We start from the raw sequence: 14,644 nt of genomic DNA, 5'->3' as shown, positions 1-14,644 counted from the left end.
GGGTTCGGGGTTCGCCACCCACAAACCGTAGGGTGCAATAACCGAAGGGCATTGCACCGAACACACCCGCATCGATCAAAACAGCGTATTCAAGCTAACCCGAAACGACCTCGACTCTATCGGATGAAAGTGAATGTCGTTGACTCCCGCCGCCGCTTCGCCCGGCAAGCGCGACGCGTAGTAATAATCGATCGCCGAATCACGCCGGTCGGTCAGATTAAACCCTTCAAACTCGATCTTCGTGTTGCGGCCGAGCTGGTAACCGATCCGGCCGTTGAGCGTGGCCGTGCTGCGCGAGCGTACCGAGTTGTCTTCGATCAGTGGTCGCGGTCCGAAGTAACGTAACTGCAGCGCGCCAAAATACGGACCCAGGTTATCGACCGCCAGCGCCAGCGACGCCACTCCTTCGATCGCGCCCGGAATGCGCGCGCCGATCACGTCTGCATCGCGGAAGCGCGCGCGCGCAAACGCGACATCGGCATCAATCGTCAGCCACTTGGTGGGCTTGTAATAGTTTGAGAATTCGAAGCCGGTGCGCCGGCTGGCGCGGCCTGCTTCGGTGGTGCCGGCGTCGCCGGCGAAGGTCAGCTCGGAGTCAAAATCAAGCCGGTAGAGCGACAGCGAACTTTGCAGACCCGGGATGATTTCGCTGCGCACGCCGACTTCGATGCCGTTCGAGCGCACCAGCGGTGGCACCTTGTTGGCCGCCGCGCCGGTCTTCGGATCGACCGTGATGGTGCTGCCGCGCGCATCGTTGCTATGAAAACCGCCACCGGCGTTCACGTAATACTCGGTCTTCGTCCACGGTCCGAAGATCAGGCTGAGCTTCGGACTGAGCTTGCTGTCGCTGGCCGTGCCGGAGTTGGCCGCATTGAATTTGCTGTTGACATCGAAGCGGAAAAAGTCCGAACGCAAGCCGGCGACGGTGCGGAAAGTGTCGGTCCAGCGGGTGGTGTTTTCGATGAACAGGCCAGCGCTGCTTTCGACGATGTGGTCATCCCGTGTGGTCGAAAGGGTCTGCCGCGCGACGGTGCTGTAGAGGCCGTTGAAGATATTGTCGTTCTGCAGTTGCAGGCCGATCTTGTTTTCGGATTCGTGACCGAACAGCGTCGTGCGCCAGGCCTGGCTGACATTGATACCGGTCGTGACGCGGCGGTCGGGCTGGGCAAACTGGTCGCCATTGACCGGATCATCGAGGAAGTACGTGAAGTTGGAAAACAGGTCGAGCCGGTTGTGGATCAGGTAGGCGCTGATGCTGGTGGTCGTGTCGTCGGTCGCGCGGTGCCATTCGCCGGACAGGCTGTAGCGGTGGGCACTGCCGCCATCGGTCGGATCGATGCCGGCAAAACGGTTGATGCTGCCATCGGTGACACCGCGCAGCGGGATCTGGTCGGTCGAATGCCAGCTGCCGTGATAGGCCATCGCACTGACATGAAAGCCGTCGTCGGCGGTGCCGGCGCTATAACGCAGCACGCCATTGACCTTGCGGTAATCGTCGCCGATCAGGAACGGACCATCGTTGTGGAACAATTCCAGCGCATACAGCAAGCGACCATCACCGAGCACCGGCGAATCGGCCAGCAGCGTGCGGCGAAACCCGTTGCTGCCGATGCCAACATTGGCGATGCCTTGCGGCAGCGTGTCGGCATAACGCACGCTGACCGCACCGGCAGCCGAAAAGTCGCCCTCTTCGGCGTAATACGGCCCCTTGCGATAGTCGAGCCGCGTGGCCAGTTCGGGGATCATGAAATTGAGATCGCTCCAGCCCTGCCCGTGTGCATGGCTGCGCTGGTTGACCAGCATGCCATCGACCGTGGTGCGCAAGTCAGTGCCATGGTCGAGATTAAAACCGCGCAAGTAAAACTGGTTGGCCTTGCCCTCACCACTATGCTGGCTGACGATCAGGCCGGGCGTCGCTTCCAGCAGTTCGCCGGCACGATAGACAGTGCGCGCCTCAAGCTGTTTTTGCGTGATGGTGCCGGCGCTGGCCGATTCGGCGATGCCGATCTGGGTCAGTCGCGAAGCCTCGACCAAGACCGACTGCGTGGCGGGTTCCTGCTGGGCCAGAGCGCTACCGGCAACGAGAGTGCCGACAACAGCAGTGGCAAGCAGGGTATGGCGTAATGATGGCAAGCAACGGGACGACAGGAGACGCATGGGAAAAGCCTTTGACATTGACCTGCAACAGGAAGTTCGTATGAGGAAATTTTTTTTGATCATACAAGATTCGACCGTAACAGGGATTCGGATTCAATTATTTGCGCGGACGCAGTTTTGGAGACGAAACCCGATGCTAGAATCCGGCCCGATGAACATGACTTCTTCCCTGCGCCGCGCCTCTGCCTGGATTGCCTGCCTGGCGATCCTGATGGCGGCATTGGCACCGACGGTGTCGCATGCACTGGCTGCGGCCCGCGGCAGCAGCGACACCTGGATGGAAATCTGTTCGGCCAGCAGCATCAAGGTCGTCAAAGTCGCGGCCAGCGACAATCCCGGCCAGCCAGCTCCGGCCAAACCGGCCATGCAGATGGATCACTGCCCGTTCTGCCTGGCCCATGCCGGTGCGCTCGGCATGCCACCGCCCATGGCGACGTTCGCCATACCGGTGATTGCGCACACTCCCACCTTCCCTGCCCTGTTCTACCAGTCGCCCCGTCCGCTATTCCTGTGGGCTGCCGCGCAGTCGCGCGCGCCACCCGCTTTTTCCTGATCGTCCCTGATTCCTGCCAGCCCGCGCCATCGCGCCGGAGCTGGCGCGTCCTCATTTCGATTAAGAAGAAGCCTCATGCAACTGACTCCCTTAGCCTTGCTGGCTAGCGCCATCTGTGCGCCTGCCGTATTCGCACAAACTCTGTCGCAGGCACCCACCCGCAGCCTTGGCACCGTCACCGTCACCAGCCCGCAACCGAGCTCGCTGCCCTCGCAGATCCCGACCACGATGGAGGGCATCACCGGCCAGCAGATCGAGATCACCGTCAATGCCACCGACAGCGAAGACGCGCTGAAGTATTTTCCAAGCCTGCTGGTACGCAAGCGCTACATCGGTGACTACAACCACGCAGTGCTGTCGAGCCGCGCGTCCGGCACCGGCAACAGCGCGCGTTCGGCGGTGTATGCCGACGGTATCCTGCTGTCGAATTACCTTGGCAATGGCGCGACCTACGCGCCGCGCTGGGGCCTGGTCACGCCGGAAGAAATTGACCGCGCCGACGTGATGTACGGACCGTTTTCGGCGGCCTATCCGGGCAACTCGGTCGGTGCCGTAGTCGATTACGTGACGCGTATGCCGAAGCAGTTCGAAGCCCATGTGAAGGCCGCTTATTTTTCGCAACCGCTGGACTTGTACAGTACCAATGCCACGTACAACGGTTACCAGACCAGCGCGTCGCTGGGCAACAAGTCCGGCGACTGGTCGTGGTGGCTCAATGTCAACCGCACCGACAGCCACGGCCAGCCGCTGACCTTCCCGACCCGCGCGATCAGCACCAGCGCGCCGGCCGCCAATGCGGTCGCCGTGACCGGCGCGGTGCCGGGACTGGACCGCACCGGTACGCCGTGGCTACTCCTCGGCACGGCGACCGGGTACCACACGATCCAGGACCATGCGAAGGTCAAGCTGGCCTACGACCTGTCGCCGACACTGCGCGCCAGCTACACGCTGGGCTACTGGCAGAACAGTTCAGAAGGCCGGCCCGACAGCTACCTGCGCAACATCGCGACCGGCGCAGTCGTGACCTCCGGCCCGGTCAGCATCAATGGCAAGGGCTATGCGCTGACGCCGACCGATTTCAACCTGAGCAATGAAGCGATCGAACATGTGATGCATGGCCTGTCGGTCAAGTCGAACACCAGAGGCACATGGGATTGGGAAGCCGCCGCCAGCCTGGTCAGCTATCAGAAGGACCAGTTGCGCGCGGCCACTGTCGCACTACCGGCAGCGCTGTCGGGCGGCGCCGGCACCATCCAGGATCAGGATGGTACCGGCTGGAATACGCTGGCACTCAAGGGTAGTTGGCGTCCGGCCGGCATCGGTGGCGCGCACATCGTCGACTTCGGTTACCAGCAAGAGAACTACAAGCTGCATGTGCTGAAGTCGAACATTGCCGGCGACTGGCGCAACGATGCGGCCGGCTCGTTGAACAACGAGGTCGGCGGCAAGGCGCAATTGCGCAGCCTGTATGCGCAGGACCGCTGGGCGCTGACGCCGCAATGGCAGGCAGTGCTCGGGCTGCGTGCCGAGAACTGGACTGCGTCCGATGGCTTTACCCGCTATTCGGCCACCAGCACGGCCAATACCCGCTATGGCAATCGCACCGAAAATTTCTTCTCGCCGAAAGCCGCGCTGTCGTATCGGTGGTCCGACGATACGGTCCTGAAAGCCTCGACCGGACGCGCGGTGCGGATGCCGACCGTGGCCGAACTGTATGGCGCGACAGCGACCACCAATTCGACATACATCAACGACCCGAACCTGAAACCGGAGAAATCCTGGACCAGCGAACTGACGGCCGAAAAGGAACTCGCCAGCGGCTTGCTGCGGATGACCTTCTTTACCGAGAACGTGCACGACGCGCTGTATGCGCAAACCACGTTTGATGCCGCCGCCAACAGCAACATCAGCCGCGTGCAGAATGTCACGCGGATGCAAACCAATGGCGTCGAGCTCGCGGTCAGCGGCGTCGATGTCGCGTTGCGCGGACTGGACCTGTCGGGCAGCGTCACCTATGCCGATTCCCGCATCAAGGAAAACAGCGGCTTCGTGCGGGTGGCCGGCGACACCATCGGCAAGGTCCAACCGCGCGTGCCGGTCTGGCGCGCCACCGCGCTGGCCAGCTACCGCATCGATCCGAAGTGGACCGCCACGCTGGGTGCACGCTACAGCGGCAAGCAGTTTTCGACGCTCAACAATGAAGACACCAATGGCTTTGCGTATCAGGGCTCGAGCAAGTACTTCACCACCGATCTGCGGATGCGCTACCAACTGGCGAAACACTGGACGGCCTCGTTCGGGATCGACAACCTGAACAACACCCAGTACTGGAATTTCCATCCGTATCCGCAGCGCAGCTACAGCGCGGAATTAGCGTTCAACCTGTGATGTCTGGTATCGCGGCTGCATTGCCGGGCCGCACTGGCATGCACGCTATTGCTGCGATTTACAACGCGTCGAGTACCTTACTAAGTTGCGCCTCGACGTGCGATTGGCGCCAGCCACGCCGTCTGACCAGATCGTCGATAGCGGTTGCGCGCAGGATGTCCTTGCGCACGATATCGGAGAGTACATCGTAATTTTTCTGGTCACTCTCATGGACGATACCTTGCTCGCCTTCCTTGAACTGGTCATCAAAGGCGAGGTGGACGATCCCGCCGATACGCATGATTTCGTTGAAGATGGCACGGTCATGCGGTTCGCGTGCCATCAGCGACTCGTCGATGCCGGCCGGCGCGTCGAGCAGGCGCTGCACGCAACCGGTATTACAGACCCGGGGTTCATTGCCGATATCATGCAGGCGTTCCAGTACGGCGCTCTGCAATTGCCCGGCACAGGATTGCTGCGCCGGGTCGCCCGAATGCGACTGCGTCCGGATATACGACTGCAGCAAACGCAAGGTTTCCGGTGCCGTGGTTGTCAATCCCTCTTCATTGACCTCGCCACGTTGCGACAGGATCTGCGCCAGGCCGAAGGACATCAGCCGTGCGCGCCAGACCTGTGCTACCGCGGTGCGACCCGGTTCGGGCTGGGCGGCGACCCAGTTGTCCATGGCTAGTTTGCCTGCATCGGATAGCCGAGCCGTCGGGTCTTCCTGCGAGGATCGGATGTACGACAGTGCTGTTTCCATGCGCTCGCTGGCGCTCGCATCGTTGACCGATGCCGCGATACTGTCCTGGATGCGGGCAACCGCATCTGCCAGTGTCAGATGGGCGATATCGCGCGCCTGCAGATGCATCAGGATAGCGCGACCACGCAGCAAAAATCCGGGCAAATGCACGTTGGCCTGCCAACCCTCCTGCACGATATGGTTCATCACGCCATGCAGCGCGTAGTTGCCGCGCGCGTTCGCCATGTCGTCGATCTCGCTACGGGGATAGGCGATGCCGCCAATCAGAAACTGGTGGTGATAATGATCCGGTTGTGGCGGCACGACGCCAGGCTCCGGCGGTGCCATATCCAATAGCCGTCTTGCGTACTCGCGCGCCTGCTTGTTGTAGCCATCGTGAAATTGCAGTGACTGTTCCAGTGCCAGCGCCAGATGGAACGGACCATCCTTGAGCCCAAGATCGCGGCGCGCACCGTCCGGTGGACGTGGCCGGTCATTGCGCGTGCTGTAGAGCAGGTCGCCGAGCCGGGCATGGATCATGCTGGTGAGGAAGCGGTTCGGGGAGCCATGGCGCGGCACCCACTGCGTCCAGCGCACCAGTTCCTGCAATTTAAAATTCAGGTCCGACAGTGCCGGCGATGCACCCGCCTTGTGCCGCAAATAATCCACCACGCGCGGCGACGACAACAGCAGAACCGCGCCGCCCGGATCCGTATCGGGATGATCGAGCAGCATGAGCGCGGCGTCTACCTTTGGGATAAGGCCAGCGTGCGCGGAACAAAGCACCAAGGCCGTCAAGCCGGAGTGGTCCGCCAGATTGACATCGATACCCGGTGCCGCCAGTAACTGTTGCAGTACTGCCGTGTGGCCACCTTTGGCGGCAAGATGCAACGGCGCACTGTACCCGTCGGGCATTTTGTTGACATCAATACCGGCAGTGGCAACGAGCAGGGTGACGAGGTCGCCATAGCCGAGGTCGGCGGCAATCTGGAGTGCCGTCCTGCTGTGGACGTTGCCGGCATTGACGTCCACGCCTTGCACACCGAGTATCGCTGCGCTCACCGGCACCCATCCTTTGACGGTCGCCAGCTGCAGCGCGGTGTAACCGAAGGAAGTCGTCTGATTGATGTCGATTCCGGGGCGTCCGGCCATCACCGCGATAACGTTGGCATGCCCGTTGACGGCAGCCAGGTGTAGTGCCGCATACCCGTTATCCGCCTGCTTGTCCCACTGACCCGGGGTACCGTCCATCAGTACCGCCACGGCCTCCGCATGACCGCCATGCGCAGCGATATGTAGCGCCGAAATACCGTCAGGCCTGACCGCAAGGCCATCGATGCCGGCGCCAAGCAACAGGCCGATAATCGCGGCACCACCGGTTTGGGCTGCGTAATGCAAGGCGGTACGGCCTCTGCTGTCCCTGGTGTCGCGCTGCAGCCCGCGGGCCGTGAGCAGCTCTTCCACGGCATCGCGGTTGGCGAGCGTTACCGCCAGCATCAGCGGAGTGATGCTGTTCTGTAATGGAAGATTGGGGTTGGCATGCATCCGCAGCACGTTCCTGACCATGTTGCGGTTGCCGTTGGCAATCGCGCGGTGCAGCGCCGTCAGTCCGTTGCCATCGCGCCGGTCCGGATCGGCACTGGAAAATGACAGGCTGCGATGTGCGGCTTGTAGCGGCGGGCCCGGCCGCTTGCGCGAACTGCTGGCGCCGTCCTCTTGCTGTCCGGAGACGGCAGCGCCTGCGGGGATGACGGCGCGAGGCGATGTGGAAGGTGAAGTTGCCGGTTGATTCGGTGGCCGAATTGCTGGCAAATTCGGTGGCAAATTTGGCGGAACATTTGGCGGAACATTTGGCGGTAGATTGCCGCCGGCTGGATTCAGGTTCATGAAGTTATGCGTCGATATTAAGGTCGGTAATCATCAATCCGTCCTGCAGGAAGAGGGGCCGGTTCGTGTTGCCCCCTTCAGTAACGCCGCAGGAAAAAAGGTTCCGTCTCAGGGTTCCATAGTTCCATTCATCAGAGCCGCACCAGCCCGTGTCGGGCTGCCGGATACATCAGCTGGACGTCGTTTTCGGCGGCCCGTTTTTTCCGGATCGCGTTGGCTGGGTCGGCCAGTACGTGCGCAATCACTGGCGAGAACACGCGCTTGCCGGCGACGAGGCCGCGACTTCTCAGCGCGCACATCCTTGCGCAACGACATCAGGTTGGTCAGCAGCAGCAACACCAGTAGCAAAGCGCCGGGTTGCCAACCAGTCGACGCCTGATAACCATCGTCGGTTTCTGATTCGAGTCATGCTCCTGCGCTGCAGATTTCGGGCCAGCCGGGGCAGGGTTGATACGCGGCGGGAAATGTGCCCGGGTTTGGCGTGAGGATGTCGCCTCCGGGGTAAGGGTCGACCGACTATACTGCCGTGCATATCGGCAATAGACCGTGCCCCATTCCTCTGGAGACTTCATGCCTCATTTCGTTCCATTCTGCAGGCTCACCCGTGGCGCTCTGGCGCTCTCTGCCGCGCTGGGTTCGAGCGCCTTTGCGCAGCAGAACCAGACCCCCCTGCCCGCAGTGGAAATTGTCGGCATCACGCCGCTGCCAGGCGTAGGCCAGCTACGCAATGAAATCGCGGCCCCTGTGCAAGTGGCCCGCAAGGGTGACATCGCCGCCAGCGGCGCGCTCGACCTCGCCGACTTCATGAACCGCCACCTCGGCAGCGTGCATGTCAATGAGATGCAGGGCAACCCGTTCCAGATGGATGTCAGTTATCGCGGCTATACGGCCTCGCCGTTGCTGGGCACGCCGCAAGGCATGTCGGTCTACATGGATGGGGTGCGAATGAACCAGCCATTTGGCGACGTGGTCAGCTGGGATTTGATTCCGCGCGGCGCGATTGCATCGATGACGCTGATGCCGGGCTCGAATCCGCTGTTCGGGCTCAATACACTGGGTGGCGCGATCTCGGTGCAGACCAAGGATGGCCGCAGCGATCCGGGCACCGACCTGCAGGTTACGGCCGGCAGCAACAAGCGGCGGGCGATGGAATTCGAACACGGCGGCGTCAATGACAAGGATCTGAGCTGGTACGTTAATGCCAACCTGTTTCACGAGGATGGCTGGCGTGCCACTTCGCCATCGGATGTGAAGCAGTTTTTCAGCAAGCTGGGCTGGCGCAATGCCGACACCGACCTGAAGCTGACGCTGTCGCATGCCGACAATCAGTTAAACGGCAACGGCCTGCAGGAACAGCGCTTGCTCGCCGCCGACCGCAGCAGCGTCTACACCAGTCCCGACATCACGCAAAACCGCTCAACGCTGGTCAATCTCGCTGGCAGCCATAGCTTCAATGAGGCGCTGCAGTTTTCCGGCAATGTGTATTACCGCGACCTGCGCACCTCCACGTACAACGGCGATATCAACGAAGGCGCGATGGACCAGTCTGTCGTGCAACCGTCCGCTGCCGATCGGGCCGCGCTGACCGCAGCCGGCTACAGCGGTTTTCCGGCCAGTGGTGCGACCAGCGCCAACACGCCGTTTCCGTACTGGACCTGTATTGCGCAAAGCCTGCAAAACGACGAGCCGGCCGAAAAATGCAATGGCCTGATCAACCGCAGCCGTAGCGCGCAGCAAAACTACGGCGCCTCCGGCCAGCTGACCTGGCTCGGCACGCTGGCCGGCCAGCGCAACCAGTTCGTCGCCGGTGCCGGCTATGACGCCAGCCGCGTGCAGTTTTCGCAATCGTCACAACTCGGTTACATCAATGCCGACCACAGCATCACCGGCGTCAATGCGTTCGGCGATGGTGTCAGCGGCGGCACCGTCGATGGTGAGCCCTACGACACCCGCGTCGACCTGTCCGGCCGGATCCGCACCTGGAGCGTGTTTGCCAGCGATACGATCTCGATGCGGGACCAGTTGCACCTGACCTTGTCCGGCCGTTACAACACGACCACGGTGCGCAATCGTGATGCGCTGCATGCCGATGGCGATCCGGCTTCCCTGAGCGGCAACCACAAGTTTGCGCGCTTCAATCCGGCCATCGGCCTGACCTGGAGCCCGACCAAGACGCTGAATATGTATGCGGGGCTCAATGAGAGCAGCCGTGCGCCGACGGCGATTGAGCTCGGTTGCGCCAATCCGGAGCAGCCGTGCAAATTGCCCAACGCGATGGCCGGCGATCCGCCATTGAATCAGGTTGTCACCCGCACCGCCGAAGCCGGTTTGCGCGGCACCGTGGCCGGCAACCTGCAATGGAATGCGGGCGTATTCCATGCCGAAAACCGCAATGACATCCTGTTCGTCGCCGACAACCAGGCCGGCTACGGCTACTTCAAGAACTTCGGCAAGACGCAGCGCAAGGGACTCGAACTGGGCTTGAGCGGCAAGCTCGGCAAGATGACGCTCGGCGCGCAATACACGCTGCTTGATGCGACCTACCAGAGCAGCGAGATCGTCAATGGCAGCAGCAACAGTAGCAATGACACGGCTGCCGCCGGCACGCCCGGATTCGATGGCGTCATCACGATCCGCCCCGGCGACCGCATCCCGCTGATCCCGCGCCAACTGCTGAAATTGTCAGCCGATTACGCGGTCACGCCTGGCTTCAATATCAACAGCAACATGGTGGCAATGGCCGGGGCGCTGGCACGCGGCAATGAAAATAGCGGCCACCAGCCCGACGGCGTGACCTACCTCGGACAGGGCCGCAGCGCCGGTTATGCGATCTTCAACCTCGGTGCCAACTATGCGGTGACGCCGCAACTGCAACTGATAGGCCAGATCAACAATGTGTTCGACACGCGCTACAACAGCGCGGCGCAACTGGGGGCGACCGGCTTCGATGGCAGCGGCAATTTTGTCGCACGCCCGCTCGGTGGATCGGCCGCCGATGGCTATCCGTCCCAGCATTCGACATTTTATGCGCCCGGTGCACCGCGCCTGTTTTGGGTCGGTGTGCGCTATGCGTTTGACAAGACAGCGGGAGGTTAGAACACAGACCGGCTCGGGCGCTGGATTTCGTTCCGGGCCGCCACGCTACTGCTGCGCAATCCGGGCGGCATCGCGGCGCACCCGTTCGATCTCCAGGAATTCGGCATCCGTCACGCTGACCGGCACCCCACGGGCAGCCCGGTAAGCGGGCAAAACTTCGTCGCGGATAAGTCCGGGCGAGACCAGCATCGGGTAAGCCGCCTCCGGCTCGATGCCTGGGTGGGTCAGCAACTCGACCGTCGTCGCGACGTCGTTGCAATATACCGCTTGATGCAGGGCCGAATGTCCGCGTTCATCGCGCAGATTGACGTTGATCTGCGGTGCCATCAGCAACGTATGTACTGCGTTGTAATGATTTTGTGTATTGCCCGCTGCGGCGTGCATCAGCGGCGTCGATCCGGTAACGCTCCGGCAGTTCAGGTCAATGCCCGGCACTTGCATCAGTGTTTCCACCAGGTTGACCGCACCCGCTTCAGCCGCCGTATGTAAGGCAGCCTTGCCGTCAAAATTGCGCAGGTTCGGCCGTACTCTGCCGCTACCGACCAGCACGTCGATTTTTTCACGGTCGCCGGCCTGAGTCGCCAGATGAAGAGGCGTCATGTTGCGCCTGGCTGTGGCATTGATGTCGAGATCCGGACCAGCCGTCTCGATGAGAACGGCCAGCGTCGCAAGATCGCCCCGGGTGACTGCCAGGTGCAGGACGGTATTGCCACTGCCGTCCCTGCTACGGGTGTCAGCGCCATAGTCGAGTAATTTTTCGATGATGTCATGGTCACCTGCAAGAACAGCAAGCATCAGCGGCGTGACGCCATTGGCATTGGTCTGACCGGGGTCCACCCCGGCATCAAGATAATCGATCACCGCCCGATAATCACCACACGTAATGGCCTCATGCAGCGGCAAATGTGCCTCGACCAGAGCGGGCAAGGCCGCACGCAGACGCCGGGCAGAGGCGTCGCCAGTTGATGACAGGGTGCCTGACTGCGCGGCAGACGCGTGTGCAGGCGGATGCGGAGGCGCACCAAACGACGGACTCGTCGCGATCGATTCAGCCGGCTGAACACTTGCTGACTGACTCTGAAGTGGACTGGCAGGGTTGATATTCATGGGTGAGGGTTCCGGTTGAGGAGGTGACTGTGACCGCCACATGGCGAGCTGCACCGGGAGAGTTGTCCGTTGAGTTACGGGCTCTGCCGTTTGGTTCCATCGCATCAAGCCGGCGCACTGTCGCTTGCTAGCTCAGCCCGCGTTGCAACGATGGAACCGCCGCGCGCTGGCCGACACCCACCGGGCAGCTTCTTGCGCTTTCTATTTCATCAACGGTATCCGCAGAAACCCGCCCTTCTCAGGTATCCGTCTGGCCCACATTTAAAACCAACAGAAATTTTTTCAACCCGTACCTCTATGAATATTCCCCCCTCCCCGCCAAGCAGCCCGCGTTCGGCACAGGCTATGGCAACCGCCCCTTCTGATGCGGCTGAACCGTCACCCTTGGCCGGGCCCGGCCCGGCAGCACCGACGCGCCCGCTGTCGCGCCGTGGCGAGCCCTCTTTGCCGGCCTTGCGTTGGTACCGGCGTGCCAGCGCAAGCGCAGGCGTCCCGGTGCCGCTAACCAGCCCTCCTGCCGAACTGGAAGCCGGAGCCGAACCAATGATATTCAAACTGATCCGGGATAGAAATTATGCGGAGCTGCGGCGCCACCTTGAAACCGGCGACCCGAACGTGGCACTCCCGAACGGCACAACGCCGCTGATGACGGCGACCAAACACAGCAAACACCGCGCGATACACCTGCTGCTGGCCCACCCGGCTCTGGACATCAACGCGCGCACCACAAGCGGCTTTACTGCCTTGCACGCCGCGGCTCTCACGGGTGACCTCGCCACCCTGACCATGCTCGTCAGCGCGACCGGCATCGATATCAATGCCAGAAAAGATGGCAATTCAAGCTCCTCCGCCTTGCACATGGTGGCCTTGGCAGGCGATGTCGAAAAAACCGAAGTGCTGCTACGCGTACCACAGACCGATATCAACGCGATCACGCACCAGGACGCCAGCGCCCTGCATCTGGCGGTGATAAAGAATCATCCCCAGGTCGTAGATGCCTTGTTGCGCCGTCCCGGCATTCTCGTCAACGGTCGCATGGATGCCATCGCAAGAAGGGTTACGCCACTGCATATCGCCGCCATGAACGGCCGGCCTGCCATTTGCCAGAGGCTGATCAATGCGCCTGGCATCGACTTGCATGTGTTGAGTACCGGCGGGCTCAGCACCTTGCACATGGCCGCGCGCGCGGGGCACGCCGACATCGGCGAACTATTGCTTGATGCTGCGCCGCAGTTGCTCAACGGGCGTACTGACGAACACATGACGCCGCTGATGCTGGCCTGCACCTTCAGCCAGGACAACCTCATCGACTCGCTGCTTGCGAGACCGGGTATCGACATCAATGCGGTCAATAGCACGCAGCGCAGCGCCCTGCTGCTGGCGGTCGGCAACACCAGGAGCCCGGCGGTAACGAAACTGCTGGCCGTCCCGGGCATCGATGTCAATCTTGCCGATAATCAGGGCAATACGGCGTTGTCGGTCGCTAGCAGGAAGGGCAATCTCACCATTTTGGTCGACATGCTTTTGCATCCGGATATCGACATCAATGCGCCGGTCACACAAGATGGGCAAACCGTGCTGCACGCAGCCGTGCATCGTGACGATGTGCGCGTGGTGCAGGTCCTGATGAGCGTGCCCTCGATCAACATCAATGCCGAGGCCGAGGGCGGCGTCACGCCATTGCACATAGCCGCCCACTTCAGTCCGCGTAGCCTGGCGATACTGACCAATCACGGGTCTGCGCAAATTAATCATCCGATGGAAACCGGCGCCACTGCGCTGCATTTTGCCGCACTGATCGGCAGTGTCGATGCCACGACGCATTTGCTGCGTATGCCCGATATCGACCCGGCCTTAAGGATGGATAACGACTTGACTGCGCTGGACGTGGCCCGGTCACACCACCACACGGCCGTCGAAGAGTTACTGCAGGAGTATATGGACGAAGGTGGCGAGAGCGAGAACGTCCACCCGAACCGGTGAGCTGCATGTCGCGCATGCACGTCCGCCTCTTTACGACCTGCGCGCGACAATTGACATCTGCGCTACCGCCGGTATCAATCTGGTGCTGCACCGGGTCCGTCGCGCAGATTACTGCATCAACTGAAACCTGACACCCTTGTAGCGCAGGATCGCGCCCTTCGGCAGGATGCTATCGAGCACCAGCCCCGGCGCGACTTCATCGCCCTCATGCAACAGCCGTTTATCGATCAGCAGCATGCGCTCGGCGGGATTATCGGAATACATTGATCCGCCAATGGTCAGCGTCGGCAACTCGCGCTGCAGGTTGGCCGGCAGTGCAGCCAGGGTTAGCACTGCGGCAGAGGGCGCGAGCGGCATGAACGCAGCGCTGGCATTGCGTTCAGGTGATGCGGTTGCCGGCTCGCGGCGTGCCTTGGGCACGTCCTTGGGTGACTCCTTCGGAATCTCTTTCGGCAGCGGCGGCGGCAGCGCAACGTCACTGGCAGCCATGGGCGCAACTGCCGGTACCGCAGTCAGGGCAGGCACAGGCATCGAGAGCCGGACCGGTGGTACCTCGCGCCGATTCAGCCAGAACAGCGAAACCAATCCGGGCACCAGTACCGCCAGTACAAACCAGGTCGAGCCGCGTCGCCATAATGCGGCGCGGCGGGCCGGTGCCGGCCCCGTCCAGCCAGGCGTATGCAGCCCCGGCAGTTCGCCGAGCTGGCGTTCGGCATCGGCTTTCTTGAGCGCATCGAGAATCATGGACATCG

General features: G+C 61.8%; 9 protein-coding genes. 4 read left to right on the top strand and 5 right to left on the bottom strand.

Going from position 1 to position 14,644, the window contains the following annotated elements; all coding sequences use genetic code 11:
* Nucleotides 1-75 precede the first annotated feature (75 nt).
* Entirely contained in the window at nt 76-2,157 is a 2,082-nt protein-coding gene (locus RHM62_RS03715; RefSeq protein ID WP_322124227.1) for a TonB-dependent receptor, read from the bottom strand.
* A gap of 157 nt (nt 2,158-2,314) precedes the next feature.
* On the opposite strand from RHM62_RS03715, the gene RHM62_RS03710 reads away from it, so the two are divergent.
* Together RHM62_RS03710 and RHM62_RS03705 are read left to right on the top strand one after the other, a co-directional pair.
* Nucleotides 2,315-2,710, top strand: a complete 396-nt coding sequence (locus RHM62_RS03710; RefSeq protein WP_322124226.1) for a DUF2946 domain-containing protein — start codon at nt 2,315-2,317, stop codon at nt 2,708-2,710.
* A 75-nt stretch (nt 2,711-2,785) separates the two neighbouring features.
* Entirely contained in the window at nt 2,786-5,098 is a 2,313-nt protein-coding gene (locus RHM62_RS03705; RefSeq protein WP_322124225.1) for a TonB-dependent receptor, read from the top strand.
* Between the two features lie 58 nt (nt 5,099-5,156).
* Here the strand turns inward: RHM62_RS03705 and RHM62_RS03700 are convergent, their stop codons facing one another.
* Both RHM62_RS03700 and RHM62_RS03695 read right to left on the bottom strand, forming a co-directional pair.
* Entirely contained in the window at nt 5,157-7,706 is a 2,550-nt protein-coding gene (locus RHM62_RS03700) for an ankyrin repeat domain-containing protein (RefSeq protein ID WP_322124224.1), read from the bottom strand.
* Nucleotides 7,707-7,837: 131 nt separating this feature from the next.
* Nucleotides 7,838-8,005 carry a hypothetical protein gene (locus tag RHM62_RS03695; RefSeq protein WP_322124223.1) on the bottom strand — a complete coding sequence of 56 codons (168 nt, stop codon included), beginning with the start codon at nt 8,003-8,005 and terminating at the stop codon, nt 7,838-7,840.
* Nucleotides 8,006-8,276: 271 nt separating this feature from the next.
* Between RHM62_RS03695 and RHM62_RS03690 the strand changes: the two genes are divergently transcribed.
* Entirely contained in the window at nt 8,277-10,802 is a 2,526-nt protein-coding gene (locus RHM62_RS03690) for a TonB-dependent receptor (RefSeq protein ID WP_322124222.1), read from the top strand.
* A gap of 45 nt (nt 10,803-10,847) precedes the next feature.
* Here RHM62_RS03690 and RHM62_RS03685 read toward each other — a convergent pair whose 3' ends face one another.
* On the bottom strand, nt 10,848-11,909 hold the full coding sequence (locus RHM62_RS03685) for an ankyrin repeat domain-containing protein (RefSeq protein ID WP_322124221.1): 1,062 nt from the start codon (nt 11,907-11,909) through the stop codon (nt 10,848-10,850).
* A 345-nt stretch (nt 11,910-12,254) separates the two neighbouring features.
* Here RHM62_RS03685 and RHM62_RS03680 point away from each other — a divergent pair, with 345 nt between their 5' ends.
* Nucleotides 12,255-13,892, top strand: a complete 1,638-nt coding sequence (locus tag RHM62_RS03680) for an ankyrin repeat domain-containing protein (protein WP_322124220.1) — start codon at nt 12,255-12,257, stop codon at nt 13,890-13,892.
* Nucleotides 13,893-14,000: 108 nt separating this feature from the next.
* Here the strand turns inward: RHM62_RS03680 and RHM62_RS03675 are convergent, their stop codons facing one another.
* Nucleotides 14,001-14,642 (bottom strand): general secretion pathway protein GspB, encoded by a 642-nt coding sequence (locus RHM62_RS03675; RefSeq protein ID WP_322124219.1) that lies wholly within the window; start codon nt 14,640-14,642, stop codon nt 14,001-14,003.
* Nucleotides 14,643-14,644 lie beyond the last annotated feature (2 nt).

Source organism: Actimicrobium sp. CCC2.4, from assembly GCF_034347385.1.
In the GTDB taxonomy this organism is placed as follows: domain Bacteria; phylum Pseudomonadota; class Gammaproteobacteria; order Burkholderiales; family Burkholderiaceae_D; genus Actimicrobium.
This window is presented reverse-complemented; position numbering and strand designations above follow the sequence as displayed.

What these genes read in the sequence shown, in the direction of transcription:
- RHM62_RS03715 (WP_322124227.1), bottom strand. Translation starts at nt 2,157, where the DNA reads ATGCGTCTCCTGTCGTCCCGTTGCTTGCCATCATTACGCCATACCCTG.
- RHM62_RS03680 (WP_322124220.1), top strand. Translation starts at nt 12,255, where the DNA reads ATGGCAACCGCCCCTTCTGATGCGGCTGAACCGTCACCCTTGGCCGGG.
- RHM62_RS03700 (WP_322124224.1), bottom strand. Translation starts at nt 7,706, where the DNA reads ATGAACCTGAATCCAGCCGGCGGCAATCTACCGCCAAATGTTCCGCCA.
- RHM62_RS03690 (WP_322124222.1), top strand. Translation starts at nt 8,277, where the DNA reads ATGCCTCATTTCGTTCCATTCTGCAGGCTCACCCGTGGCGCTCTGGCG.
- RHM62_RS03710 (WP_322124226.1), top strand. Translation starts at nt 2,315, where the DNA reads ATGACTTCTTCCCTGCGCCGCGCCTCTGCCTGGATTGCCTGCCTGGCG.
- RHM62_RS03695 (WP_322124223.1), bottom strand. Translation starts at nt 8,005, where the DNA reads ATGTGCGCGCTGAGAAGTCGCGGCCTCGTCGCCGGCAAGCGCGTGTTC.
- RHM62_RS03705 (WP_322124225.1), top strand. Translation starts at nt 2,786, where the DNA reads ATGCAACTGACTCCCTTAGCCTTGCTGGCTAGCGCCATCTGTGCGCCT.
- RHM62_RS03685 (WP_322124221.1), bottom strand. Translation starts at nt 11,909, where the DNA reads ATGAATATCAACCCTGCCAGTCCACTTCAGAGTCAGTCAGCAAGTGTT.
- RHM62_RS03675 (WP_322124219.1), bottom strand. Translation starts at nt 14,642, where the DNA reads ATGTCCATGATTCTCGATGCGCTCAAGAAAGCCGATGCCGAACGCCAG.